General features: G+C 60.7%; 23 protein-coding genes. 14 read left to right on the top strand and 9 right to left on the bottom strand.

Translation table 11 applies throughout. From position 1 onward, the window contains the following. Nucleotides 1–4 precede the first annotated feature (4 nt). Nucleotides 5–1,636, top strand: a complete 1,632-nt coding sequence (locus HMPREF2734_RS00235; RefSeq protein ID WP_246816747.1) for a DUF885 domain-containing protein — start codon at nt 5–7, stop codon at nt 1,634–1,636. Here HMPREF2734_RS00235 and HMPREF2734_RS00230 read toward each other — a convergent pair. Beyond that, the gene (locus tag HMPREF2734_RS00230) at nt 1,633–2,652 is read right to left on the bottom strand and encodes an AbrB family transcriptional regulator (protein WP_092102902.1); all 1,020 of its coding nucleotides are present in this window, start codon (nt 2,650–2,652) and stop codon (nt 1,633–1,635) included. The genes HMPREF2734_RS00235 and HMPREF2734_RS00230 overlap by 4 nt on opposite strands. A gap of 18 nt (nt 2,653–2,670) precedes the next feature. Here HMPREF2734_RS00230 and HMPREF2734_RS00225 point away from each other — a divergent pair, with 18 nt between their 5' ends. After that, nucleotides 2,671–3,420, top strand: coding sequence for a TSUP family transporter (locus tag HMPREF2734_RS00225; protein ID WP_070568113.1), 750 nt, complete (start codon nt 2,671–2,673; stop codon nt 3,418–3,420). On the opposite strand, the gene HMPREF2734_RS00220 is transcribed toward HMPREF2734_RS00225, so the two are convergent. After that, nucleotides 3,391–4,758, bottom strand: coding sequence for a basic amino acid/polyamine antiporter (locus HMPREF2734_RS00220; protein WP_070484943.1), 1,368 nt, complete (start codon nt 4,756–4,758; stop codon nt 3,391–3,393). The genes HMPREF2734_RS00225 and HMPREF2734_RS00220 overlap by 30 nt on opposite strands. Before the next feature lie 88 nt (nt 4,759–4,846). Between HMPREF2734_RS00220 and HMPREF2734_RS00215 the strand changes: the two genes are divergently transcribed. Beyond that, the gene (locus HMPREF2734_RS00215; RefSeq protein ID WP_070568109.1) at nt 4,847–5,491 is read left to right on the top strand and encodes a Rib/alpha-like domain-containing protein; all 645 of its coding nucleotides are present in this window, start codon (nt 4,847–4,849) and stop codon (nt 5,489–5,491) included. On the opposite strand, the gene HMPREF2734_RS00210 is transcribed toward HMPREF2734_RS00215, so the two are convergent. Beyond that, the gene (locus tag HMPREF2734_RS00210; protein ID WP_070568456.1) at nt 5,469–7,586 is read right to left on the bottom strand and encodes an ATP-dependent RNA helicase; all 2,118 of its coding nucleotides are present in this window, start codon (nt 7,584–7,586) and stop codon (nt 5,469–5,471) included. The genes HMPREF2734_RS00215 and HMPREF2734_RS00210 overlap by 23 nt on opposite strands. A 25-nt stretch (nt 7,587–7,611) precedes the next feature. On the opposite strand from HMPREF2734_RS00210, the gene thpR reads away from it, so the two are divergent. Next, nucleotides 7,612–8,154 carry an RNA 2',3'-cyclic phosphodiesterase gene (thpR, locus tag HMPREF2734_RS00205; protein ID WP_070568106.1) on the top strand — a complete coding sequence of 181 codons (543 nt, stop codon included), beginning with the start codon at nt 7,612–7,614 and terminating at the stop codon, nt 8,152–8,154. Nucleotide 8,155: 1 nt separating this feature from the next. On the opposite strand, the gene HMPREF2734_RS00200 is transcribed toward thpR, so the two are convergent. Then, the gene (locus tag HMPREF2734_RS00200; RefSeq protein WP_070568103.1) at nt 8,156–9,646 is read right to left on the bottom strand and encodes an HNH endonuclease signature motif containing protein; all 1,491 of its coding nucleotides are present in this window, start codon (nt 9,644–9,646) and stop codon (nt 8,156–8,158) included. Nucleotides 9,647–9,881: 235 nt separating this feature from the next. On the opposite strand from HMPREF2734_RS00200, the gene HMPREF2734_RS00195 reads away from it, so the two are divergent. From HMPREF2734_RS00195 to HMPREF2734_RS00175, 4 genes are all read left to right on the top strand, one after another. Further along, the gene (locus HMPREF2734_RS00195) at nt 9,882–10,190 is read left to right on the top strand and encodes a hypothetical protein (RefSeq protein ID WP_070568099.1); all 309 of its coding nucleotides are present in this window, start codon (nt 9,882–9,884) and stop codon (nt 10,188–10,190) included. 140 nt (nt 10,191–10,330) lie between these two features. Continuing rightward, a complete protein-coding gene (locus HMPREF2734_RS00190) occupies nt 10,331–10,909 on the top strand; it encodes a hypothetical protein (RefSeq protein WP_070568096.1) in 579 nt (192 codons plus the stop codon). Nucleotides 10,910–11,638: 729 nt separating this feature from the next. Then, nucleotides 11,639–12,733: a sensor histidine kinase gene (locus HMPREF2734_RS00180; protein ID WP_070421985.1), complete on the top strand. Its 1,095-nt coding sequence runs from the start codon at nt 11,639–11,641 to the stop codon at nt 12,731–12,733. Between the two features lie 181 nt (nt 12,734–12,914). Beyond that, nucleotides 12,915–13,538, top strand: coding sequence for a response regulator (locus HMPREF2734_RS00175; RefSeq protein ID WP_070421986.1), 624 nt, complete (start codon nt 12,915–12,917; stop codon nt 13,536–13,538). Between the two features lie 55 nt (nt 13,539–13,593). Here the strand turns inward: HMPREF2734_RS00175 and HMPREF2734_RS00170 are convergent, their stop codons facing one another. Next, nucleotides 13,594–13,845 carry a hypothetical protein gene (locus HMPREF2734_RS00170; RefSeq protein ID WP_070568093.1) on the bottom strand — a complete coding sequence of 84 codons (252 nt, stop codon included), beginning with the start codon at nt 13,843–13,845 and terminating at the stop codon, nt 13,594–13,596. A gap of 150 nt (nt 13,846–13,995) precedes the next feature. On the opposite strand from HMPREF2734_RS00170, the gene HMPREF2734_RS00165 reads away from it, so the two are divergent. Genes HMPREF2734_RS00165 through HMPREF2734_RS00140 form a run of 6 tightly spaced genes read left to right on the top strand, consistent with a single transcriptional unit; the run spans nt 13,996 to nt 17,637 of the window. Beyond that, entirely contained in the window at nt 13,996–14,640 is a 645-nt protein-coding gene (locus HMPREF2734_RS00165; protein WP_371440399.1) for an alpha-ketoglutarate-dependent dioxygenase AlkB, read from the top strand. Continuing rightward, a complete protein-coding gene (locus HMPREF2734_RS00160) occupies nt 14,640–15,212 on the top strand; it encodes a LysE family translocator (RefSeq protein ID WP_070421988.1) in 573 nt (190 codons plus the stop codon). Before HMPREF2734_RS00165 ends, HMPREF2734_RS00160 begins: the two co-directional genes overlap by 1 nt. After that, nucleotides 15,209–15,919, top strand: a complete 711-nt coding sequence (locus HMPREF2734_RS00155) for an SDR family oxidoreductase (protein WP_070568091.1) — start codon at nt 15,209–15,211, stop codon at nt 15,917–15,919. Before HMPREF2734_RS00160 ends, HMPREF2734_RS00155 begins: the two co-directional genes overlap by 4 nt. A gap of 10 nt (nt 15,920–15,929) precedes the next feature. Then, nucleotides 15,930–16,217: an RNA-binding S4 domain-containing protein gene (locus HMPREF2734_RS00150; RefSeq protein WP_070568088.1), complete on the top strand. Its 288-nt coding sequence runs from the start codon at nt 15,930–15,932 to the stop codon at nt 16,215–16,217. Beyond that, nucleotides 16,217–16,906 carry a VOC family protein gene (locus HMPREF2734_RS00145; RefSeq protein ID WP_070568084.1) on the top strand — a complete coding sequence of 230 codons (690 nt, stop codon included), beginning with the start codon at nt 16,217–16,219 and terminating at the stop codon, nt 16,904–16,906. The genes HMPREF2734_RS00150 and HMPREF2734_RS00145 overlap by 1 nt, the downstream gene beginning before the upstream one ends. Further along, a complete protein-coding gene (locus HMPREF2734_RS00140) occupies nt 16,903–17,637 on the top strand; it encodes a hypothetical protein (protein ID WP_141750375.1) in 735 nt (244 codons plus the stop codon). Before HMPREF2734_RS00145 ends, HMPREF2734_RS00140 begins: the two co-directional genes overlap by 4 nt. Here HMPREF2734_RS00140 and HMPREF2734_RS00135 read toward each other — a convergent pair. The 4 genes from HMPREF2734_RS00135 to HMPREF2734_RS00120 are packed head-to-tail and all read right to left on the bottom strand — an operon-like array spanning nt 17,573 to nt 24,165. Continuing rightward, nucleotides 17,573–18,229, bottom strand: coding sequence for a hypothetical protein (locus tag HMPREF2734_RS00135; protein ID WP_070484952.1), 657 nt, complete (start codon nt 18,227–18,229; stop codon nt 17,573–17,575). The two genes, HMPREF2734_RS00140 and HMPREF2734_RS00135, sit on opposite strands and share 65 nt — an antisense overlap. Further along, on the bottom strand, nt 18,223–20,073 hold the full coding sequence (locus tag HMPREF2734_RS00130; protein WP_070568078.1) for a M13 family metallopeptidase: 1,851 nt from the start codon (nt 20,071–20,073) through the stop codon (nt 18,223–18,225). Before HMPREF2734_RS00130 ends, HMPREF2734_RS00135 begins: the two co-directional genes overlap by 7 nt. Nucleotides 20,074–20,082: 9 nt before the next feature. Then, a complete protein-coding gene (locus HMPREF2734_RS00125; protein WP_070568075.1) occupies nt 20,083–20,937 on the bottom strand; it encodes a cutinase family protein in 855 nt (284 codons plus the stop codon). A gap of 12 nt (nt 20,938–20,949) precedes the next feature. Beyond that, complete coding sequence (locus HMPREF2734_RS00120; RefSeq protein ID WP_246816746.1) at nt 20,950–24,165, bottom strand: arabinosyltransferase domain-containing protein; 3,216 nt, start codon at nt 24,163–24,165, stop codon at nt 20,950–20,952.

Raw genomic sequence — 24,165 nt, 5'->3', positions numbered from 1 at the left:
CAGCATGAGCCAACCCATGCGCGAGCCGTCGCTTCTCGACGCCACCTGCGAGGATTTCGTTTACGACCTCGCAGCCATCTCTCCCACGCTGGCAACCCAAATTGGCATCGATGGCCACGACGGCGAATTGCAGGACTTTTCCCCCGAGTACTGGGACCGGGTCGCAGACCGCATGCGCGACCTCATCGCCGACGTTGACGCATTGAACGACTCCACCGATGACTCCGACGACGAAGACGACTTCGACGACGTAGACAACCTCACAGCCGCCATCCTGCGCGACCGCCTGTGTATGAAGCTCGAGCTTCACCACCGCGGCGAGCTCCTGCGCCAGCTGAACAACATTGCCTCACCGATTCAGGAGATCCGCGACTCGTTCGCGCTGATGCCGCGCGTGACGGAGCAGGACTTCGACGCCATCGCCTCCCGCATGTCCCGCATCCCGGCAGCGCTCGCCGGCTACCGCGAATCCCTGGCAGAGGCTGCCTCTGCCGGCGATGTGGCATCCCACCGCCAGATTGACACCGTGATCAACCAGTGCGAGGCGCTGGGCGAAAGCGACTCCCAACTCGACGAACTGGGCCTCCCGCCGGAGTCCAAGATCGTCGAAGAGGCGAAGGCCGCGTTCACACAGATGGCCGACTGGCTCTCCACCGAACTCGGACCCAAGTCCCCCCACGACGACGCCGTGGGCCGCGAGCGCTACGAACTGTTCGCCGAACTTTTCCACGGCCGCAATGTGGACCTCGACGAGGGCTACGCCTGGGCGCAGGAGGAACTGAAGCGCACCGTCGATAAGCAGAAGCAGATCGCGCGCAAGCTTTACGACGACGACTCCGTCGCCGCCGCATACCGCCACCTGAACCAGGACGAGCGCTACACCATCCACGGCACCGACAACCTCCTCGCCTGGATGAACAGCGTCAACGAAGACGTGGCCAACGTGTTCCCGATCCCCGAGGGCATGCCCCCGGTGGAGTGCGCCATCGACCGCGCCGGCTCCGGCGGTATCTTCTACACCCCGCCAAGCGACGACATGATCCGCCCCGGCACCATGTGGTGGTCCGTCCCAGAAGGCCAGGAGACGTTCCACACCTGGCAGGAGTTGACCACCGTGTTCCACGAGGGCATCCCGGGCCACCACCTGCAGCACGCCTACGCCCTGCTCAACCGCGGTGAACTGAACATTTGGCGACGCTCCGTCTGCTGGAACTCCGCCCACGGCGAAGGTTGGGCGCTCTACGCCGAGCACCTCATGGATGGCTACCGCGAAGACCTCGGCTACCGCATGGGCCTACTCGACTCCATGCGTCTCCGTCTCGCGCGCGTGATGGTGGACATCGGCGTGCACCTGAAGAAGACCACTCCGGAAGGCACCGGCGTGTGGGACGCCCAGTACGCCAAGGCCTTCCTGCGCGACAACACCGCCATGGCGGAAGCCAACCTGGCCTTCGAGCTGGACCGTTACATGGGCTGGCCGGGCCAAGCCCCGTCGTATGCCCTGGGTTTCAAGGACTGGATCGACCTGCGCGACCAGGCCCTCAGCCGCGGCATGACCCAGGACGAGTTCCACACGAAGGCGCTGAGCCTGGGCTCAATGCCGATGGATATCCTGGCCCACGCGATCCTGCACTAGTCGTCTCGCTCGATTCGTTTCAGGATTCGGGGGACGAACCCGGCGAAGATCAACACGCAGATCAGCCGGATGAGCTGCAGTGCCACCACGGCGGGTCCGGCTCCACCCTCGGCGGACAGTGCCAGCGCGGTCTCGAGCGCGCCGGGTGTGGTGGCGAGGTAGCCCTCGTAGAGGGTCAGACCCAGCCACTTGGCTACGACCCACCCGATGCCCGCACAGAACACCATGAGGCCGACGATGTAGGCCATCGTCGCCGGCAGCAGTTTGGAAAACGCCTTCAACGCCGGCACGGACAGGCCGCCGCCGCACATCCAGCCAAGCGCCAGGAATGCCGTAATGCTCAGTGGTTCCGGGGGAACAATGGTGAAGTCCGCGAACGACCCAACCAGTACCGTGACCAGCATCGGCCCGAAAATGGACGGGTTGGGCAGCCGAGAAACCTTGCCGAGTGGAATCCCCACCACAATCAGTGCTGGGACCAGCAGCCACATCCACCAGTAGGGCTTGAGGTGCATGACTTCGCCGGCGGCGGGCGCATCCAAAAATGACACCACCACCGGCAGTGTTATCGACACCGTCAGCAACCGCAGGTACTGGCTCAGGCTGACGTAGCGCATGTCCGCCCCTAGGTCTCGCGCGAGCGCCGGCATCAGCGACGCCCCACCAGGCAGCAGCGACAGCACTCCCGTCTTCCTGGAAACGCCATGGTTCGCCAACACCAAACCACCGAAGAACGCCACTGCAATCACCAACACCGCCGCGATGAGGCCAGGGACCAAGAACGGCAGCAAATCACCCGGTGGAATTCCTACCAGCGGCAGCGCCGCCACCACGCCAATCACACCGCGGGCAAGGGTGAACAGGTGCTCGTTGATCCGCAGGTCACGCTCAGTGACAATCGCGACCGTTCCAGCACCAACGATGCCAGCGAGAATCCACGCAGCCGGCACGTGCAGGTAGGTGAACACGAGACCGCACAGCACCGACAGCGGAGCAGCGACGATCCAACGGTTCATGTGGTGCATAGTAGTCGTATGCTCGCCTTCCTTATCGCTGCCTCTGCGTTCGCTGGCTGGATCGATGCAGTGATCGGGGGCGGCGGCCTCGTGCTCATCCCAATCCTCATGGCGACGACCGGCATGCCCGCCGCATCCGTGCTCGCCACCAACAAGGTCGCGGCGATCAGCGGCACCGCCTCGGCCGCGGTTTCGCTCGTGCGCCGCGTCGGGGTGCCCAAGTTCACGTGGATTTATGCCCTCATCGCAGGCATTACCGCCGCGCTTGGAGCGACTGCAGTTTCGCTTATCGACGACTCCATCGCCAACCCGATCATCATCACCCTCCTGATCGCCGTCGGCATCTTCGTGGTGGTCAAACCGACGTTTGGGACGACCGGGGAGAGAAGGGTGTCGTCGATAAGAATTGCTCTGGGAGTCGCAGCAGCGGCGCTGATCGGCGCCTACGACGGCATCTTCGGCCCAGGCACCGGCATGTTTTTGATCATGGCGTTCACCGCCATTTTCACGCAGCAGTTCCTCCAATCCGCGGCGATGGCAAAGGTGGTCAACACCGCCACCAACCTCGGCGCGCTGATTGTCTTTGGGCTGGGTGGCTACATCGATTGGAAACTGGCGCTGATCTTGGCGGTGGCCAACGTGATCGGCGCACAGATCGGCACAAGAACAGTACTCAAGGGCGGCTCCAAACTGGTGCGCATCGCCCTGCTCATCCTCGTGGTGGTGCTGTGCGTGAAACTACTCAAGGACCAGGGAGCCATTGGCTAGGCCATAAATGGCCGCAACCGCGCCGACCAGCACCAACGCCACAACGAACCACTCAAAGGTGTTGAAGGAACGCTCGTTGTTGGCGCGCCGGGTAGCCACGTACGGCACCATGCCCGGCACCACCGCCAGCGCGCCCAACAGCACGTATACCGGGTCCGCCGCGTAAATCAGCCATAGCGAGTACACCGAACCGATCAACCCCACCACCAAGTGAACGTGATGATCACGCGCGATGAGCACCAGGTAGATGGAGGAGAAGATGTAGGGCAGCAGGTACATGATCGTGGCCAACTGCACCATGCCGTTGTACGACGCCGCCGAGACAAAGAACACAACCACGAACAACTGGATCACAATGGTGGACAGGACCTGGGCGTTCTTCGTCGTCGCCAATCGCTTGGGCAACAACCCATCGCGGGCCATCATCACAATCGGCTCGGCGCACAGCATCTGCCACGACACGTACGCACCCAGCACCGACAAGCACAGACCGATAGAGACCAGCGCGCCACCCCACGGGCCGACAACTGCCTCAAGCACGGCACCCATCGAGTTGTCCGGCAGCGCCGCCAACTCTTCCTGGCTGAGCACACCGTAGGACAGGGTGGACACCGCCACGAGCAGGGCCAACACCGACAGGAAGCCGATGATGGTCGCACGGCCCACATCGCTGCGGCGGCGAGCCTGCTTGGAGTACACCGACGCGCCCTCGATACCGATGAACACCCACACCGTGTACAGCATGATGCCCTTCAACTGAGCGCTAAACGGTGCGCTGTTGGCGTTGCCCCAGAAGTCGGTGGTGAAGCGGTCCCACGAGAAGCCTAGGAACGCCACCAGCACAATAAACGCCAGGATGGGTACGAGTTTTGCCACGGTGGTGACCACGTTCATCACCGCCGCCTGCTTCAGGCCGCGCGTCAGCCCCCACAGGATCAGCCAGCTCATTGCGGACACCGCGATTGCCAACACCCAGCGGTTCTGCAGCACCGGCACATAGTGGCTCAGTGTGCCGAAGAACAAGGTGGCATACCCAACCTGGGCCATCACCGAGCCGAGCCAGTAGCCCCAACCTGCGGTAAATCCGATGAAGTCACCCAAGCCGGCGCGCACGTAGGCGTACACGCCGGAGTCCAGGTGGGGTTTCCTCACCGCCAGGATCTGGAACACGAAAGCAATGGACAACATGCCGACGCCGGCAATTGCCCAACCAACAAGCATCGCTCCGGGGCTCGCGACCGAGCCGATGTTTTGGGGGAGCGCGAAAATGCCGGAACCAATGGTCGATCCGATGATGAGGGAGACCAGCGTCCAGACCGAAACGGTGCGCTTTGTCATGGCGACTAACACTACCCCAGGGGTTGTCTACTACAATCATCAATCGATATAGAACGTTTAAAGCATAAACAACTGAGGGAGGCGGCAAATGCGCAAGAAAATTGCGGCAATGACATGTGCCATTGCACTGTCGTTGGCAACCGTTTCCCCAGCGTATGCCGATGACGGATACAAACAAACAGCAGTCGTGCCGGGCCTGACCGCCACCATCGAGGCACCCCTGCCCATCGGCGAAGCCTGGTACGAAGCCGAAGACTTACCGCGTTGGGCAACCTTGAACCCCGACGGTTCCATCCACCTCACGCCGGGGGAGGGGGTTACCCCCGGTGTGTACGAGTGGCCCGTCCGCGCAGTGCTTGCCGACGAGACCGAGCGAGTCTTCTCCGTCCGCGTCACCATCAGCAAGGACGCTTCGTCGGAACTCAACCAGGAAGGCGCGATCATCGACGCGCTCGTCGAATACGCCCCCGAGGTCTCCCCGAAGTGCTCCGCCACCGCCATCGGCGTCGGCCTGCCACTGCTCGTGCTACTGCCGCTTGGGTTCGCCTCCCAGATGAGCCTGCCGCTGGTCGCGCGTCAGAACGACCTCAACCTGGTCGTCGAGAACGCCCTGAGCGTCGATCTGAAACTTCGGGACCTCAACTCCCGCGACGTTGACCTCGGCATCGCCGCCATCCTCGCCGTCGCAGGCCTCGCTGGCGCAGGCGCGATTATTTCCCAGTGTGTGAAGTAGGGTCCTCCGGCCACGCGTGCTTGGGGTAGCGGCCCCGCATCTCCTTGCGCACCTGCTGGTACGGCCCCGCCCAAAAACTGTCCAGGTCATCCGTCACCGCAAGCGGCCTACCCGCAGGCGACAGCAGGTGGTACAGCACCTTCACGCCCGCGACTGTTTGGCCGTGTTTGCCAAACATATGCTGCAGTTTCACCCGCTTCACCGGCCTGCCAGAAGCGTACTCAAACTCCTTCGGCGCCACCTGGTCCAACTCCGCGACCTGCTTCCAATCCAGTTGCCGCAACATCGCCGCCCGCATATCGCAATTGCCTATCGACGACCCCCTCGCCACCTCGGAAACCTCAACCGAATAGTCCCCTTCGCTCACATCCGGCCACCCAAGGGTGGCGTGCAGGAAGTCCAGCCGTTCCTTCAGGTGCTGCTCCTTGTCGTTGAGCGGGAAGTCCTCAAACCGCAGGTGGGTGAGCGCTTCCGCTGCCTCGTCGGGAGTCAGTTTGATCGGGGTGGAGGAGAGCTCAATCGCACCGACGGAGGTGACGAGCCGGCCGCGCACCTTGTCGTCGACAAGCATTGCTTTCTTGGTTTCGGTCACCCTGTCCTGCGGAAACGCGATCGGTTCGGCATCTCGGATGATCACCTGTGTCGGTGTGCGCTGGATCTCCGCTGCCGCGATCCACTCACTATGCGAGTTGAACTTCGCGCGCGTCCCCGACGCCAACAGGTACTCGCCCTCGCCGACCTTCTTCGCAATCCATTGCGGAAACGCCGCCGCAATCACCTCGCCGGGGTTCGCCGGGCCTTTGTCGTCGACAAGCCTGCGCAGCCGCTTCGCATCCACTTCGCCAGCAAGCCGCGCGATCGTGCCCGCTGCCTGCGAACCGAACGTCAACAGCGCCGCACCCAGCCGCGGATCCAGCGGGAAACTGGCCAACCTTTTGCCAAAATCGGTGATCTTTCCGTTGCTTAGCGCCCCAATCGCCTCCAGATTCTGCTCCGCCTCGCTGAGGTCCTTCGGCTGATCCAACAGCGGCAGGTCCGGCGACGCCCACGCCTTCATCGTCAACAACGCACCCGTCAGATCCGCGGTGAGGATCTCGGGTGTGATGTCCGCCTGGAAGTTGGCGTAATCGTCGCGCGAAAACACCCGCACAACCTCGCCCGGACCGAGCCTGGCCGCACGGCCAGCACGCTGATCCGCACTCGTCTTCGCCTCCGACACCGTGACCAGGCCCGTCATGCCCCTGTTATCTCTCTTTGGCACCCTGGACAGGCCTGCGTCCACCACCTTGCGCACGCCCGGCACAGTTATCGACGACTCCGCCACCGACGTCGCCACAACCACCCTCGCCGGCCCATTTAGCGCCTCATCCTGCTCCTTGCTGCTCTGCCTCCCATGGAGGGGGACCGCATCGTCCAGGAACCCGCACACCAAATCCACCTCGCGAACACCCGGCACAAATACCAAGGTCCGCTCCGTGCCGTGCGTCTGTTGCGCCACGTGTTTGTAGAACTCGCGCGTTCCCCGGATCCTGTCCGGATGCGGCGCATACATGATGTCCAGTGGGTGCGTCACCGCTTCCGTGGAGAGGACCTGCGCGCCCATATGGTCGGCAAACTTCTGCGCGTCCAGGGTGGCGGACATGGCGGCCAGGTAGAGGTCGTCGCGAAGCAACGCCACCTCCATGCACATCGCCAACACCAGATCCGTGTCCAGCTGGCGCTCGTGGACCTCGTCGATCACCACGGCGCCAACCCCTTCCAGGCCGGGGTCCTTGAGCAGGCGATTCAGCAACACCCCGGGGGTTACGAACTCCACCTCGGAGCCATCCTTGTGCTCCCCGCGGATGGAGTAGCCGACTTTGGTGCCGAGAGGCGTGCCGTCGAGAAACGCAAGCCTCCTCGCCGCCGACCGCACTGCGACCCTCCTTGGCGCCGTGACCAGCGTCTGTCCTGCAATGTTTGCGATCGCCGGCGGGATCAACGTCGTCTTGCCCGTACCCGGCGGCGCTTCCACCACAAGGGGGCCGCGGTGGGGGATTTTGTCCACGACTTGCGACACCGGAAGGTCGCGGCCGATTTTCGCCAGGTCGAACATGGCAATCCAGGGTAGCGTGTGGGCCATGAGACGCCTCTTCGCAGCGATCGTCCCACCCGACGAAGTCCGCGAACACCTCATCACCGCCCTGCGCCCCATCCGGGACTTCTCCGGCACCGAAGTGCGCTGGTCTGACCCCGACAATTGGCACATCACGCTGGCGTTTTACGGCAACCAGCCCAACGATGCTGCCCTGGTCACGGACCATCTCTCCCAAGCCACCGCCTTCACTAGACCCTTGCGGCTCCACCTTCGCGGCGCCGGCTGCTTCGAACGCCGCACCATGTGGATCGGCGTCGGCGGTGACAAAGCACCCCTGAAAGATCTCATGGCGGACTGCCAACTCGACCCAGATGCGCGCCGACGCCAACGTGCGCATCTCACCGTCGCCCGCACCGGCACCCGCACCAGGGACCCATTGCTTCTCGACGACCACGCCCACGCCCTCGCCATCTACACCGGACCAGAATTCGCCGTCGACGAAGTGCTCCTGCTCGAGTCCCACCTGGGCAAGGGGAGAAGTGGCGGGCCGAAATACGACGTGGTGGACAAGTTCTACCTGCGGTGATCTACGTTGCCAGCCCAAAGTTGTCCCCATCGATATCAAGCACCAGGTTTTTAAGGTCATCAAATCTGAATCTGCGAGCGAAGTAAGGCAGATCAATCTTTGGTTGTTCGTGGAACGGGTTTTCCTCTGGGTAGTAGTCTTCCGGGTCTGGGAACGGCAGTTCCTCGTCGTCCGGTTCTGGAGGGAGTGGCTCTTCCCACGGCATTTCGGGTGCGAATGGGAATTCCATGTTGTATTCCTGCTCGAGTTCTTCGATCGCGGTGGTGGCTGCTTCTTCGTCGAGGGTGTCGTCGAAAATGTCCAGGATTCGGTGACCTTTGGCGTAGAACTCCGCTGCCCGGGCACGGTTTTTCCGTACGTTGGCCAGGCTGGACTTCCACCGCGGGTTCGTCGGAGTGACTTGCTCGTGGAGGAGGCCTTCCGGCGTGCAGATTTCGTATGTTCCGTCCTCGAAAAGCCAGACGATGTCACCGGTGACCGGATCGGGAATGTAGAACCCGCGACGATCCGTTTTCAGATTGTGGTGGTGCTGGCATAGTGCAAACAGGTTCTCCACTGCGGTTTCGCCACCTTCGCCGTAAGGGATGCGGTGGTCGAGCTGGCACTGCTGAGCGGCGCGGTTACAGCCAGGGTAAATGCAGGTGCCGTCACGGGCGATGACAGCGTGACGCATCGCCTCGTTCGGGGCGTAGCCACCTAGTTTCTGTACGGCTGCTGCGTCGAGGTCGCGTTCGACGTGGTCGGTGGACGCCAACCAGTCTTCGAAGGCTGCGGTGGTTTCAGCATCGGTCCAACCCAAACCTGGCAGAAAAACCGGGTCGCCTTCCTCGCGGTCTTTCGGGCTGTACACGTTGAGCACCGGTGTGACGGATGTGCCGGCGATTTCACCACACAGCAACTTCAAAGCGGCTTCGGGCATGCTGATGCCATGTTCGCGGGCGACAGCCTTCACACTTGCGCCGACGCGACCTGCGGCGATTGGGTTGGTGAATATCTCTATCGACGCGCGGTCCTCTCCACCGAATGAGAAGCAGTCGATCCGGAACGTGTCGCTAGTGTCCTTTTCGCGTTCATCGCGCTTCTTTGCGTTGTACCCGCGCGACTTGTCCAGGCGTTTAATTGCAGCGCGGATGCGGTCGGTGACCGTCTTGCGTTGCGGAACCTGCTGGTTGTTGCGCTTGGGGGTGAAGGTGTCAACCAGGATCTCGTCGATAAGCGCGAGTGCTTCCTCGTCTGGATCTGGGCCGAGCTCCTCGATCGCGGTATATGCAGCGGTCAGGTGGCCGATGTCCATCACCCGTGTGTTGCTCTGTAGCGCGCGAAGCCGTGGAAGTTCTTGTAGGACTGCATGTCCGAGGATCGCGTTCTTTACAAACCCTTTGTTCCAACTGGTGGCCGTTTGCACCTTCTCAACAGTGAGGTCGAAATCATCCACCTCGAGGCCCGGATATGCGTACTCGCCGAACATTGTCCAGTAAATATCGCGAATCATTTGAGCGTTTCGGCTGTCTGGATCATCTGGTCGCTGACTGCGGAAAATTTTCGGTGGTGCGGTTGCCGTTGTCATGGTCCCCCCTTTCGTCTATGGTGCTATAGTATCGAACAAACAAGCGATACGCAAGGGGGTATAACGGAACAATGAAGAATAAAGAGTTCAGGTGTTCGAACATCCTGGGTGGCTATTTTGAAGATCATATAAAACGGCCACGACACGGTATGTTGAGCAGATGCTTTTCGACGCCACCGTGATCCCACGCGAACCCAACCGCGTCATGCCTGGGGTGGTGCATTTACCTGCGTTTTTCACCTCTGATGAGCGGCGGGAAATTATCGAACAAGCGAGCGAATTAGTGAGGTCGGTTGCCGGCACGCCGGTGGCGATGCGCCAACCACGGGTAGGCAAAGGGAAGATGGATGCGTGGATGCTGTCGTTCGGCTGGTTCTGGGCGAATTCTTTAACCACTGATCTATTTCCCACCACTCCCTGGGGCGCCAACGGCGACAGCGTCAAGTTGTTTTTGAGCCGAAAAGATTAAGGCGCTCCAAAAAGGAGTGCAACCTTTGGAACCACTGTGGATACTAAAGTTCCAGAAGTGATCTGAACTATTGCCCTTTCTGCAGGTAGGCGGTTAGTTTCAAAAGTGTCTCCAATCCAGTCCACCACTAGAGAGGTACTATGTTTTTTCACCGTAATCGTGTCCTCGCAGGGGCAGTCACGCTGACCATTGCATGCTCGGTCGCGTCAGTGTCAGCCGCGTACGCTACTCCGTCACCCACCGACGCCCCCTCTATCAGCACTCAAAAGAGCAATAGTAAAGGGATTTCCACGAAGCATGCAGCGGGCACCAGCACTGAATTTGACCCTGCATTTGCCGAACAGGCACAGCAAATGGAAGCCGACCTGAAAACCATCATGTCTATTCCAGATGAAGTCCTCCTTCAAGGCGATGCTGCTACTCAAACATGGGTCCAGCAAAACCTTGTGACAGGGACACCGGGGGTAACTACTTACGCCAGTGTTCTTGGGTGTACTGGGGCAATTACGGGGATGATCGCAGGTAATTTGGTTGGAGCCGCCAAACTTCTCAAGATAAAGCGCTATATCAAAGAACTTGGAGGAGTGGCGGAAGCCGTTCGCGTCATGTGGGGGGCGAGCTTCAGCTACGAGAAGCTGCAAGCTCTCGGTGGAGCTGTCGGTGCACTCGCGGCGGAGCTCGTAGGAATCGCTGGCGTGCAGGAAAAGTGCTTCGACTAGCGCACGCATGTAGCAATAGTTGCACAAGAGGAAGATATGCTCGAAAAACTAGAGTACATAGGGTCTTGTTTGTCAATTGGGGCGGCAGTAGTGGCCATCGTTACGGGGCAGTTCGTCTTAGCGCTTGTTCTCGCAATCATCGGAGTGTGGGGACTAAAGCCAAACAGAAACCTCTCGAAGGCCCAAGAAATCGATTCGAGCCTACCCATCCCCTCAGCGTCTGCAATCAAGCAGTTCCGACAAGACAATCCGGACTTCTCGCTCACTGAATCAATTGTTGAGCTGCAGAAACGAGATGCTAAAAATGGAAAATGCGACCCTATCTAGTTTGCTTATCTTGGGAAAGTTTTACCCCGAAGCTGGCAAATTCCCTGGTTCGGGTACTGCTGGTCGTTGTCCCCCTTTTTGTTGAGGCTCTGGGATGGTGCCAAACAGATAAAACATGGACAGCGCCCCAAGCAAAAATAGAAATCAAGGCAAATGCCTAGGAACAAAACTCGGGGCACTTCAGAGTGGAAAGGTACTTTGGGTCGCGGAACAAAGCCTAAAGGTGCTCTAGTTTGAAGTGCTATCGCCTCGCTTTTCGATTGGATATCGGGGGTTCTGATCGGCCGGTTCTGGCATCGCTTTTGATTCAACGTCGATAAGTTGATAGTTGAAAATTCGATTGCTGGGTGGCGGGACGAACCGTAACTTTCATGCTTCACTGTTCTTCTATGGTTTCCATCGATGCAACTCTGGGTGCTTAATGTGTTTATTAAGGCGTTTCATTCTGGCCGCGTAGTAATAGCGCTGGTGTTGTGCTTGCTGGCTCTTACTCTGTGGGGCTTGCGCGTTTCGGTAGTCGCACCTGTCGACATTGGCACTGGGGTGCTTTTCTTCTTGCTAGCAGCTACATTGCCTCTGGCGGCATATCGGCCTACTGTCGCCGCTCTGGGGCATCTTGCGCTGTTTGCGGTCGCAAGTTTTTCCGCTCGTTCTCCAGATTTGGTGACGTTGACGTCCGTTCTGATGGTTACTGTAGTTACTGCGCAACGCAGGTATAAGACTGGAGTAGTCCTTGCAGTTTTTACGACACTACTTGGGTTTTACTCCCCGGATAAAAAGTCGTTTAGTGTGGATTCGCAGTCTGTGACCATCTTTAGCCTCATGATGGTTTGCGCATTTGCCGTTGGGTGGTTTATCAACACGGTGAATACAAAAGAAAGGCAACGCCATCTCCAGATACGCCAACGTAAGGCAGAAGTAGCTGGGCTTCTCCATGACACGGTAGCTGCTGATCTAACTGCGCTGATAGTTAGGCTTGAAGCATTGGCGATCGCCACGCCGGAGATAGAGCAAGCTCTACAGAAGTGTGCTACCACAGCGCGTAAGTCAATAGGCGGTATTCGCGCGTTAGTGGACGAGCTCAATGCCCAGGCGATCAATCATCAGCAAGCGACTGTGCCAGCGCTAACCACGACACTGATACAAACTAATCGCGCGCTTCAGGAGGCCGGATTTCATGTTGAATCCACCGCGAATATCAGCGTGGATCCCGGCACTGAGTCTATCGACAAGGCGCTCAGTCGATGTTTGTCTGAGGCCAGTGCCAATATCATCAAGTATGCCGTACCTGATTCCATGGTGAGAATGACTGCAACTGCAGATGCCAAACAAATCATTGTGACTCTCGCTAACACTTATAGACCGGGGCGTGGGCGAGCTGGTTCCAGCCATTTTGGTTTAGTATCTATGCAGCGAACGATTGCCGCCGTAGGCGGAAGCATGACACTGGATAGCGCTGATGCCCGTTGGTCGATTACTTTCCATGTCCCCGTCTGAAAGGTTTCGTCGTAAATATGAATTCCGTGATCTCTCTTATGCTTACCGTTAGCCTTGTGGCAGGATCCCCCGTAACAGTCGAGGTACCTCCCGCTGAGAGGAAACCGGTGACTCATACATACCAGATTATTAAGGACTGGCTGGGGTGCAGTAAAGGTCAAACCCATCCTTGGTGTAGTAAATGAGCGCCAGGATCCTCCTTGTTGATGATGATCCCGTAATCCGGGAATCCTTTCCGCTTTACTTCTCTAAAACCCCAGACCTAGAGGTTGTCGCCACCGCCGCGAACGGGCGCTGCGCGCTGACATGGCTCGATAGTCATACCTGTGACGTTGTGTTGTCCGATGTCCGCATGCCCGATATGGATGGAGTCGAATTACTGAAACAGACGAACAGTTTCGATGAACCACCTGTTTTTGTTGTGATGACAGCTTACGACACTGACGACACGATGATTACTTCTCTTGCGCGTGGGGCGTCCGGGTACGTCATTAAAGGACAACCTCCGCAGGTAATTATTCAGGCGCTCAGAGATGCGCTTAAGGGAGGGACCAGTCTCTCACCCCAATGTGTGAAACGGCTGGTAGCTCAATCCCCGTGGGGGCGGTTTGTCGAACGAATGGCACACGCTTCATTAACCGATAATGAGGAAGCTGTCATGGAATTGTTGCGCCGAGGAAACAGCAATAGACAAATAGCAAAAGAGTTATTTTATTCTGAATCCTATATAAAGAAAATAGTGTCTTCTCTTCTGAAAAAAATGGACTGTAGCTCTAGGGCGGAACTTATAGCTCTCCTGAACTGAGCTAATTGTTTCGGCGGAGTACTTTCGCTGTCTGGAAAAAGGCTCTTGGCGTCAGCTAGAAGTCACGAAGAAGACGACCACTACAGCCACGAAGCCTGTGCAGTCCGCATTCTGCCAATCCGCAAGCCGCGGCTACGTCAAGAAAGTGACAGTCGAGGTAGATCATGTAAAAGTCGTCTTCAACGTGTCCTTCGAACGCGTACATGCGGAACATTCCCCAGTAGATGTCGCGGATCGCTTGGGCGCCGCTTGCGTGCGGGTCGTTAGTGCGTTGGTTGCGAAACATCGGTTCGATTGCCGTGGTCATGGCCCCCTTTGCAGGGTCGTCAATAGCAATATCGAACTCACGAACGAGCGACAACGGAGTAGCCAGCAGAAATAAAAAATAATACGGTTGCCCATTCGAACACTTTGGGTTATTGTGTGAAAATCATATAAAACGACCGCGACACGCAAGGTGGAGCAATTGCTTTTCGACGCCACCGTGATCCCGCGCAAGCCACACCAGGTGATGCCTGGCGTGGTGTATTTACCTGCGTTTTTCACCTCTGATGAGCAGCGGGAAATTATCGAACAAGCGCGCGAATTAGCGAGGTCGGTTGCCGGCACGCCGGTGGCAATGCGCCAACCACGGGTAGGCAAAGGGCAGATGGAAGCGTGGATGCTGTCGCTCGGGTGGTTCTGGGCGACGAACCCGTACCGCATGCTGCAAGAAGTTGATGGATACCCGGTACCGCCGGTGCCGGAGAATTTCCAGCGGATCGCAGGGGAGGTGATGGATCGGGCACGTGAGATCGACCCGCGGGCTGGTGAGACTCCACGTGTGGAAACGGCGTTAGTGAATTTCTACCCGCCGGGCAAAGGAATTGGCATGCATGTGGATGCAGAAGAGGCATCTGAGAACGCGGTGGTCAGCCTGTCGTTCGGTCAGGACTGTGTGTTCCGCATCGAGGGGCACGATATTCTCCTGATGTCCGGGGATGCCCTCGTGTTCGGTGGCCCAGCCCGCCGCGCGAGACACGGCGTGCTGGGGGCAAAGAAGGGGACGTCGACGCTGCTAGAAGGAAGACTCAACATCACTATGCGACAGATGGAGAAGTGATGATCGCACTGCTTGGAGTCTGGTTCGCGGCAATCGTCAGCCCAGGTCCGGACCTGTTTCAGATCATCCGGGTTGGCGCGAAGAATCGACGGGATGGCATCCTGTGCGCGCTCGGCATCATGCTGGGCAACACGGTGTGGATCGTCGCGTCGCTGGCGGGTCTGAGTGCGTTGATTCAAGCGTTCCCGGAGATCCTGTCGGTGCTGCAGATCGTCGGTGGCGCCTACTTGTTGTGGATGGGCATAGGCGCGATTCGGGCGAGCGACCCGGAGTTGCCGGAAGCGCAGCAGGTGAGCAGACCGTTCCTCACCGGTGTGGCGACGAACCTGTCCAACCCGAAGGCCGTCCTGTTCTTCGGAGCGATCTTCGCCCAGTTCGCGCACGTGGGTTGGTGGGCGGTGCCGCTGCTGGTTGTCACGGGCATCATCTGGTTCGTCGGGTTCGCACTGGCAGTCCGTGCGATGGCGTCCAAGATTGAGCGTTACGGCAGGTGGATCGACGTGGTCACGGGCATCATCTTTATCCTTCTGGCCACATGGATGCTGTGGGAGGGCCTACACTTCGGCACATGAGCGAACAAAAGGTTGCAGTAGTTACAGGTGGTTCCGCGGGTATCGGCGAGGCGACGTGTCGGGCCCTTGCCGCCGACGGCTGGAAGGTCATCGTGGCGGCTCGGCGTCTGGAGAAGTGCCAGGCGATTGCCGACGACATCGGCGGCGTTGCGGTGGAGTTGGACGTGACGGACCCGGGGAGCGTCGATAAGCTTGCGCGCCTTGAGCGCGTGGACTTGCTGGTCAACAACGCGGGTGGCGCGAAGGAGACTGACTACCTGCGCGACGCGGACGACGCGGACTGGGAGTGGATGTTCCAAACCAACGTGATGGGCACCATGCGCGTCACTCGTGCGCTGTATCCGCAGCTCAAGGCATCGGAGGGGCTGGTGGTCAACATTGGATCGGTCGCGGGCACGGACGCGTACAAGGGCGGGTCCGGCTACAACGCGGCGAAGTACGGCCTGCGGGGTATGACCAGGGCGATGCGCAGGGAGGAGGCGGAAAACAACATCCGCGTGTGTGAGCTTGACCCGGGCCGGGTGGAGACGGACTTCGCGCTCAACAGGTTCGGCGGCGACGAGGAACGTGCGCGGAAGGTCTACGAGGGCAACGTCAACCTGACTGCAGAGGACATTGCGGAAGCGGTGCGGTGGGTGGCGAGTCTGCCGAAGCGGGTGAACATCGACACGATGAGCATCATGCCGGTCGACCAGGCAGACCGCTAGACTGCCCTACATGCATATGGACGTGTCGATATCGGGCGAATCAATCAAGCTCGGGCAGTTCTTGAAACTGGCCAACCTGGTGGAATCCGGTGGTCACGCGAAGGAAGCGATCGCTGGGGGAGACGTGCTGGTCAACGGTGATGTGGTCACCTCGAGGGGGCATTTGCTTTACGACGAAGACACCGTCTCGATCGGCGACGCCTCCGCAACAGTGATGGCGGACTCGGACGGTGACGATTACTTCGACGAACGCACCGCCAACGATGATTTCGACCCGGAGAAGTGGAGGAACATGTAATGCCTGCATTCGAAGGCAAAGACGGGATGCCGTTTTGGCAAGACCTGATGACCACGAATGTGTTGAAGTCCACGCACTTCTACAGCAACGTGTTCGGCTGGGAGATCGTTGACGGCACTGCTCGCAAGGATGGGTTGCCGGTGGCGGGTCTGGTGTCGGGTAAGGCTGATGGCTGGGTGACGTCGTTTATGGGCGGCGGCGAGGTGGAGAAGCTCGGTGGCCGTGTCCTGAGCGCCGACGAGGAGTTGACGCTGTGTGAGGACCCGTCCGGCGGTCTGTTTGGCCTGATGGATCCGGAGGAACGCTTCGTTGCGGCCGGTGAGCCGGGGGTGCCGGTGTGGTACGAGTTGGTGACCACGGACCAGGCCACCATCGATTTCTACGGCGACCTGTTCGACTGGGAGATCCGTGAGGAAGACGGTTACTTCCTGGCGTTTGAGGACGGTGCGCCGTTCTTGGGCATGTACGTCGGCGAGGCGGCGTCGTGGGTGAGTTACTTCGGTGTGGAAGACCTCGAGGCGGCCTGCAAGGCGGTGGAGGCGCACGGCGGCACGGTGCTCGTCGGGCCTGGCCAGGGCGCGTTTGGGCTGATGGCGGGCATTGCGGACCCGAATGGGGCGCAGTGCTTCATCGTTGAGGTGGAAGCACCGACGTTCGAGGAGATCAGCGAAGCGGACTCTGTGCTGTGAAACGTGTAGGGGCGGCGTTGCTGGTGGCGTCGTTAAGTTTTCCGCTGAGTGCGTACCACGTGGACCCGTCGTATAACAGGGATCGGACGGGGCTTGCGGTGGTGCATCCGGACGGGCGCGTGTCCATTTCGCCGAAGGCGGAGGAGGCCCGGCCGGCGTTGTCGTTGGCGAAGCTCTACCTGGGCTACTACGTGCTGTACAACGGCACGAAGGCTGAGAAGAAGCAGGTGGAGGAGATGATCGCGTCGTCCGACGACGGGATTGCTAGCCGGCTGGACGCGAAGTATCCGGAGGCGATTGATGAGATTGCCAAGGACTTTGACCTGAAGCAGACGGCACGGGGTGTGTCGTGGGGGAAGTCGCAAACTTCGGCGCGTGATTTGGCCACGTTTATCGCGTCGATTGTGTGGGATCCGGCAGCAAAACCCCTGTTCGCGGGTATGGAGAAGCAGACCGCGGTGGCGTCGGACGGGTTCATCCAAGGTTTTGGCACGGCACGCCTGAAGCGGGTGAAGGGCTCGAAGATGGGTTGGTCAGACGACCGGGAGAGTGCGACGGGCTCGGTGTCCTGGGGTGAGATCGGCAAGGAAACGTGGGCGGTGGCCGCACTGACGTACGGCACCGCCTATGAAAACACGGTGGATACCAACGTGGGTATCAACCAGGTCAACGACGGAGATGCTCCGCGACATCCTGCACTCGACGGCGGATTTCTGCCGGTGTGGAAATGAACCCCTTGGCGTAGTACTCGGTGCCTTCGAGCCCTGAACCTGCCGGCACCTGCACGAATCCCTCTCGGTTGGTGGTGGGGAAGGTGAAGACGTAGTCGTCGGCGGTGGGGGCTGGGGTATCCCCAAGCACCCAGGCGGTGACGGGGCCGGGCAGTTGGTCGACGGCGCGTTGGGCGTCTTCTGCGCGGTCGACGTCGAGGATCGTCGTGCCGGAGAGTTCAGCGGCGGCGGCCACGTCGGGGCGCCACAGCATCTCTTTGGCATTGTCGGGCCCGTCCCACACGGAGACGGCCCACGCGCCGGTCGGGTTGCTCGGTTTGAACACAACACCGAGCTCATGCTTCTCGACGACCACCTCACCCGACCACTTCGTCGCCGGCATCGCATGATCCACCGCACTGCCAAGCATGAGCATGGCGGCGTGTGTGATCCTGTCTGGAAGGAGTGCCAGGTAGTTCGGGCCGTCCTCGTAGGTCGCCTCGATGTAGGAGGCGAGCTGCTCCAACTGCAGTTCCGGCGGCAGGTCGCGCTTGACGCCACCGACGTTGAAGTTCGGGTCACCCTGTTCGTTGAGCGGGTATTCCTCTACCAAATCGTCACCCTGTCCTCGGGCTCGATCCACATCTTGGAGCCCTTCTCTACGTCGAAGGCGTCGTAGAACTCGTCGATATTCGCAGCGATGACGTTGCAGCGGAACTCGTTCGGGGCGTGCGGGTCAATGGCCAGCAGCTGTGCCGCCATCTCCGGACGGGCCTTGGAACGCCACACGCGAGCCCACGCGTAGAACAGGTTCTGGAAGCCTTCGCGGGTTTCTTCGAGGCCCTTGTCGGCGAGGTATTTCTTGTACGCCACGACGGCGATGCCGAGTCCGCCAAGGTCACCGATGTTCTCGCCGAGGGTGAACTCGCCCTTCACTCCAGAGGTGTCGGTGCCCTCCAAGACGGACGGGACGAGACCGTTGAACTGATCGACCAGTTTGGAGGTGAGTTTCTCGAAGTTGGCGCGGTCCTGTTCGGTCCACCAGGAGTTGAGGTTGCCCTGGCCGTCGTAACGCGAGCCCTGGTCGTCGAAACCGTGGCCGATCTCGTGGCCGATCACCGCGCCGATCGCGCCGAAGTTCTGGGCGGCGTCGGCATCGGGGTCGAAGAACGGCGGCTGCAGGATCGCGGCCGGGAAGGTGATGTCGTTGACTACCGGGTTGTAGAACGCGTTGACGGTCTGCGGGCTGGACACCCACTCGTCGCGGTCGGATGGCTTGCCGATCTTGCCCAGCTGGTAGTCGTGCTCAAACGCGGCACCGCGGCGCACGTTCTCGACAAGGTTGTCCGTGAACTCCAGGCCTTCGTAGCTGCGCCACTTGTCGGGGTAGCCGATCTTGGAGTTGAACTGGGAAAGCTTCTCCGCGGCCTTCTTCTTGGTTTCTTCGCTCATCCAGGGGAGGTCGGCGATGCGGGTGCGGTAGGCGTCGATAAGGTACTGCACCAATTCCAGCATCTGCTCCTTGGACTGCGGCGGGAAGTGGCGCTTGACGTATTCGCGTCCGATGTCCTCGCCGATGAGAGATTCTGCGAGGGCCACGCCGCGCTTCCAGCGGTCGCGCTGCTGGGTCGCGCCGGAAAGCTTCTTGCCGTAGAACTCGAAGTTTGCTTTTCCGATCTCCTCGCTGAGCACGCCGGCGCGGGAACGCAGGATGCTCCACGCAGCCCACAGCTGCCAGTCGGCGAGCGTTTCGCGGCGCAGCATTGCATCCAGATCCGCGGTGTAGGAGGGCATCATGTCGATGACGCGGCCGTCGGGGAGGCCGGAGGCGCGAAGCATCTTCTGCACCAGCGGCGGTACCTCGGAAAGTTCGGTCGGGTTGTAGGTGGCGATCGCGTCGCGCGACTTCACCACATCCCAGTGGGAGTCTGCCAGCGCCTTCTCCACGTTGATAATGCGCTGTGCGGCGATCTCCGGGCTCAGGCCCAGCAGGTACTTCGGGGCGAGGAACTCGAGCATGCGCGCGACGTGGTTCTCATAGTCCGCGAGCGTCTGTGCGTGTTGTTTCTCGTGGTAGTAGGCCTCGTCGGGAAGCCCAAGCCCCGATTGCACGAGGTACGGGACGGAATCCTCGCCCTGGGAATCCTTCTCCACCCAGTAGGTCAGCGGTGCGCCAATGCCTGTGCGCTCCAAGAGCCCTAACTTTTCGACGAACTCCTCAACGCTCGCCACCTCAATCAACTCCAAGTCGGCGTTGAGGGCGTCGATGCCTGCAGCGTTGACCGCATCCACGTCCATAAAGGAGGTGTAGAGGGCGTTGCCGTCCGCAAGAATGGCGTGGACATCTTCCTCCGCCTTATCGCGCAGGGCGTAAAACGCGCCGTCAATGCCGCGGTCAGCGGGGATTTCGTGGTTGGCGACCCATTCGCCGTTTACTACTTCAAAGAGGTCATGCATGCCACCATGCTACGGAATTGGCACCTGGATCGGGGCCAAAGATTGCTCAATAATCCAGTTTGAAGCTTCCCGCTGCTGGTCGAGGGTGTAGCTGCCGTGCAGGCGGATGTCGTGGAACACGGTGAACGTACCCAGCCCAAGGGAGCGGAATAGGTTATTGAACTCCGCAAACGGGATCTGGCCCGCCGCCAGGTTGGTGCGCATCGCCGGGGAGACGAGTCCGCGGTGTGCCTCGTTCATGTTGCACACCAGGTCACCGGCGTTGCAGATCTCCAGCACGCGGGGGCCGAGCTCGCCGTAGCCCTCCGGGAGCGGGCCGAGGGACCCGCGTGCGTGGGGGGAGGTGCCGTGGGACAGCACCGCACCGTTGTCACCCTGGTACGGGTTGGCAAACAGTGCCACACCCGAGACCTTCTCCGGCGCGATCGGGCCGCGACCGTGCGCAATATCACTGGTCAGGCGGGCGGCGATGTCGGCGCCGAGGGAGTAACCGGTGAAGGAGAAGCGGGCGTCCGGGCACGCATTGGCTAGGCGGGTGACAGTTGCACGCGCCTTGTTGTAGCCAGTGGCGGACGCCTGCTTGTACGGGGTAGCCGCGAACGGGGTGGAGCGGTACGAAACCCAGACCGGATCGATCTCGCCGGCAGTGCCGAGCTTGGTCAGGACGCCCGTCATGAACACGTTGCCACCGTGCGGCACGTAATCCGGGATCCCCTCAGCGGTGTTCGCCCCGCCCGGCACCGCAACCAGGTAATGCGCGGAGCACCCCTGCTGCTTGAAGGGCTGTGCTTCCGCAGTGGTGGTTGCGGTGGCGATGACGCTAAGGGCAGCGACGCAGGCTGCGAGAACATTTCTGAGTTTCATGACATGTGCATCCTAACCCTGCTCGTCAGGGTTTCGCACCTTCATCGGCCCGGGGGTATACAGGCCGGAACGCGTGGTCACCTCGGTATCCACGTGCGCCAACTCGGGAACGTCGCCCGCAGAATTACGGCGCGGCTCGTACTGCGCCACCGAACCCCAGTCGCGCTGCCAATCGTCCTTGAGGTAGCCCGGGATCTCATACGAGGTGTTCACGGCCTCCGCAGGGGCGAGCGCGCCGCCGCCGAGGAAGTCCATGAAGCCAGAGAGCTGCTGCTTGCCCGGGCCGTCCGGCATGACGCGGAACTCCGGAATCTCGGTGACACCGTTGGCGTGGAAGAACGGGCGCTGGCAGGGGTATTGGAACGCGACGGTCCAGTCGAGCAGGCCCGGGGTGTCGGAATCGAAACGCTCAGACAGTGGGATCAGCTTCGGGTTGCGCAGTGGCGTGACCGCCAGCCAGTCCTTCTCCGCAAGGGAGGTGTCCTCGCCGACGAGACGCACCACGTTCGCCTCCTCCGGCAGGTCCGCCAGCGGGAAGCGCAGGTTACGCCACAGCGGGGTTGGGCCCTGGTCCAGCATCTCTACCTCGCCGAGCTTGCGCACCACACCGTCCTTGTTGGTGCCGTACTCCAGCTTCAGCTCGGTGCCTTCCTGCTCCACGCCATTGATGTCGTGGTGGGCGATGCGGCCGGCGACGGAGGTGACCAGGAGAGGGCGGTCGTCGCTAAGCTGCGGCAACTCGTACCACGTGGTCTCGAGCGACGCGGACTGCTTCGGCTCATCATCGAAGGTGCCGGCAACCGGAATGCGGTTGTAGTCCAGGCCGAACGGCAGGCGCACGGTCGAGCCGTTCACGCCGCGCATCGACTTCGGACGGTTGCCCTGGGTGTTCACACGAGAGGTGGACTGGGCTTCGTCGGAAGCGGGATCGACGTCGGCGGTGTCGTCGTCAGACTGTGTGTCGCTCAGCGTGCGGTCCGAAGTATCGGCCGTCTCCGAAGCGATGAACGCCGGCACGCCGTCCGGAGTGAAGCCGATGTTCTTGCCCGCATCCAGGGACTTGCCCAGTGGAACGCCGCCGACGGGGGTGAGGAAGGACTCGTTCGTGTCGTCCTCCAGAAGCACGTCGCCGCCGAGGGCACACACGTCGCCCTTGAACGACTTCACGTTGCCCATACCCACCGAATACGCCGGGGCCTGGGAGACGAACGACTTCACAAACGTCAGGCACGAGAACGTCACCATGAGGATCGCAAACACGGCGATCGGCGCAGCCATCACGCCCGACCAACGGGTGCTGATCGCGCGCGGGCCGCGCATCGACTGCACCACACCAATTGCGAACACCACCAGGGCAATCGCAAGCACCACGGTGTTGGCCTCGATGGCCTTGAACTGCACAGTGCGGTCCCACCACGGCACCGCGAACGAGGACACGTACCACCACGCGTTCCAACCCGCCAAGGTAAACGCCATGAGGAACAGCACCGCAGCCATAGCGAACGTGCGGTTGCGGTCCGACTTCATCGCAATCCGAGAGAGCACCACCGCACCCACAGCCGCAATCGCGCCGCCGAGGCCCGCGTAGATGCCGAAGTGGTGCGTCCACTTCGTCGGGGTGAACAGCAGGAAGAACGTCGCCATGCCCAGGATCAGCATCATGCGCTTGGTCGTGCCGGTCGTCTTGTCGCCCTTCGCCAGCGCCCACAGGATCAGGCCGGTGCACAGCAGCAGCACGAACATGGGGAAGCGGCGCGACATGGAGCCGTCGACGGTCTGCTCGAGAAGCGTTGCGTAACGGGTCCACTCCTCAAACCAGCTCAACGCCGGGCCGACCTCGGAGCGCACCTTCGTCGCCTCCAGCACGGTGGCCAGGGTTTGGTCGTGGAACACCGGCACCAGCACGGCCAGGCCCGCGCCCATAAACGGCGCGACGTAAGAAATTCGGGGCTGCGGGCGCGAACCGATCATGCGCAGCACCGCAGGCAGCGAAATCAGGAACACACCAACGGCGGCGAGGCCGGTTGGGCCGCACGCCAGGGTGAAGGCGGCGGTCACGGTGCCCCACGCTGCCGGGGTGAGACGGTTCGTGGCAATCGCGCGCTCGAACAGCGCCCAGGTAGCCATCAGGCCAACCGCAATAATCGGCTCGGGGCGGGTGCCGTTGTTGTACGGCAGCCAGAACGCCAGGAACACAAACGCCGCCGTCCAGTGGGCGACCCTGCGCTCGGCGACCTCCGGGCCCAACTTCGGCAGGATCTCGCGCGACAGCAACCACCACGTGCCAAGCGCTGCAAACAGGGCCGGCAGGCGCATCCACATCGAGGCGGTGGTGACCTCCGACAGCAACGACAACACGTCGTAGAACGGGGAGCCGAACGGGGCCTCCGGCACGCCGTACCAGCGGTAGTAGTTGGCCATGTAGTCCGTGTTCGCGGCCACGCGCGCCATGGTCAGCAGGAAGCCATCATCGGAGGTGTTCGCGCCGAAGATGTGCCAAAAGCCAAGGACACCGGCCACGACGCCGTCGAGAGGCTTCAAGCCCTTTGCTTGACGACGACGATAGCGCGCCGGACCATCCAACTTCCTCAACGCCCACAAACTGACCAGGGCGCTCAGCAGGCCGCCCCACATCGCAATGTTTTTGATCAGCGTCGGGGAGGACGTGAAGCGGGAGTTGATGTTCATGTGGGCGGCAAGGCCGTCGTCGATAAGCGACTGCTTATTTTCCAACTCCGTGTACATACCCGTGACCTGCGGGCGGTAATCATCCTCGCTGGTCTCCGAGTGGGACGTGCCCGGGATCTCAACCGTGGTCTCCTCGTGCGTCACGCTGACGTGCAGCTTCGCATCGTCGGGGAGGTTGCGGACTTCGGCTGGGGTGAGCTCGAAAAGGACGTCGTTGAGGGAAGTCACCACCAAACCGCCGTCGGGAGCGGTGATGAACAGGCCACGGTCCGTCGCCTTATTCGACGACTCCGGCAACGTACCGAAGATCAGACTCTGGCCCTCACGCAGTTCGCCGACGCTGTTGGCCGGCACCGTGACCTCAAGGTCCTGCGGAGCCAACGAAATCAGCGGCGCGTTGATCGAACCAACCGTGTCGTTCTGCGGCCACGACACGCTCGCCTCCGTCTGCTTCACCGGCAAAAACGGGGTGAGCAGCAGAAGCACAAACGCGATGAGACCAGAAACGGTCGCAATAAGACGAGTAGATCCAGTTTTCAC

Origin of the sequence: Corynebacterium sp. HMSC055D05 (assembly GCF_001810365.1) — a bacterium.
In the GTDB taxonomy this organism is placed as follows: Bacteria; Actinomycetota; Actinomycetes; order Mycobacteriales; family Mycobacteriaceae; genus Corynebacterium; species Corynebacterium coyleae.
The sequence above is the reverse complement of the archived record's forward strand: the minus strand, read 5'-3'. Positions and strand labels throughout refer to the sequence as shown.

Coding starts and splice junctions, on each gene's coding strand:
- HMPREF2734_RS00235 (WP_246816747.1), top strand. CDS start 5: ATGAGCCAACCCATGCGCGAGCCGTCGCTTCTCGACGCCACCTGCGAG.
- HMPREF2734_RS00230 (WP_092102902.1), bottom strand. CDS start 2,652: ATGAACCGTTGGATCGTCGCTGCTCCGCTGTCGGTGCTGTGCGGTCTC.
- HMPREF2734_RS00225 (WP_070568113.1), top strand. CDS start 2,671: ATGCTCGCCTTCCTTATCGCTGCCTCTGCGTTCGCTGGCTGGATCGAT.
- HMPREF2734_RS00220 (WP_070484943.1), bottom strand. CDS start 4,758: ATGACAAAGCGCACCGTTTCGGTCTGGACGCTGGTCTCCCTCATCATC.
- HMPREF2734_RS00215 (WP_070568109.1), top strand. CDS start 4,847: ATGCGCAAGAAAATTGCGGCAATGACATGTGCCATTGCACTGTCGTTG.
- HMPREF2734_RS00210 (WP_070568456.1), bottom strand. CDS start 7,586: ATGTTCGACCTGGCGAAAATCGGCCGCGACCTTCCGGTGTCGCAAGTC.
- thpR (WP_070568106.1), top strand. CDS start 7,612: ATGAGACGCCTCTTCGCAGCGATCGTCCCACCCGACGAAGTCCGCGAA.
- HMPREF2734_RS00200 (WP_070568103.1), bottom strand. CDS start 9,646: ATGATTCGCGATATTTACTGGACAATGTTCGGCGAGTACGCATATCCG.
- HMPREF2734_RS00195 (WP_070568099.1), top strand. CDS start 9,882: ATGCTTTTCGACGCCACCGTGATCCCACGCGAACCCAACCGCGTCATG.
- HMPREF2734_RS00190 (WP_070568096.1), top strand. CDS start 10,331: ATGTTTTTTCACCGTAATCGTGTCCTCGCAGGGGCAGTCACGCTGACC.
- HMPREF2734_RS00180 (WP_070421985.1), top strand. CDS start 11,639: ATGCAACTCTGGGTGCTTAATGTGTTTATTAAGGCGTTTCATTCTGGC.
- HMPREF2734_RS00175 (WP_070421986.1), top strand. CDS start 12,915: ATGAGCGCCAGGATCCTCCTTGTTGATGATGATCCCGTAATCCGGGAA.
- HMPREF2734_RS00170 (WP_070568093.1), bottom strand. CDS start 13,845: ATGACCACGGCAATCGAACCGATGTTTCGCAACCAACGCACTAACGAC.
- HMPREF2734_RS00160 (WP_070421988.1), top strand. CDS start 14,640: ATGATCGCACTGCTTGGAGTCTGGTTCGCGGCAATCGTCAGCCCAGGT.
- HMPREF2734_RS00155 (WP_070568091.1), top strand. CDS start 15,209: ATGAGCGAACAAAAGGTTGCAGTAGTTACAGGTGGTTCCGCGGGTATC.
- HMPREF2734_RS00150 (WP_070568088.1), top strand. CDS start 15,930: ATGCATATGGACGTGTCGATATCGGGCGAATCAATCAAGCTCGGGCAG.
- HMPREF2734_RS00145 (WP_070568084.1), top strand. CDS start 16,217: ATGCCTGCATTCGAAGGCAAAGACGGGATGCCGTTTTGGCAAGACCTG.
- HMPREF2734_RS00130 (WP_070568078.1), bottom strand. CDS start 20,073: ATGCATGACCTCTTTGAAGTAGTAAACGGCGAATGGGTCGCCAACCAC.
- HMPREF2734_RS00125 (WP_070568075.1), bottom strand. CDS start 20,937: ATGAAACTCAGAAATGTTCTCGCAGCCTGCGTCGCTGCCCTTAGCGTC.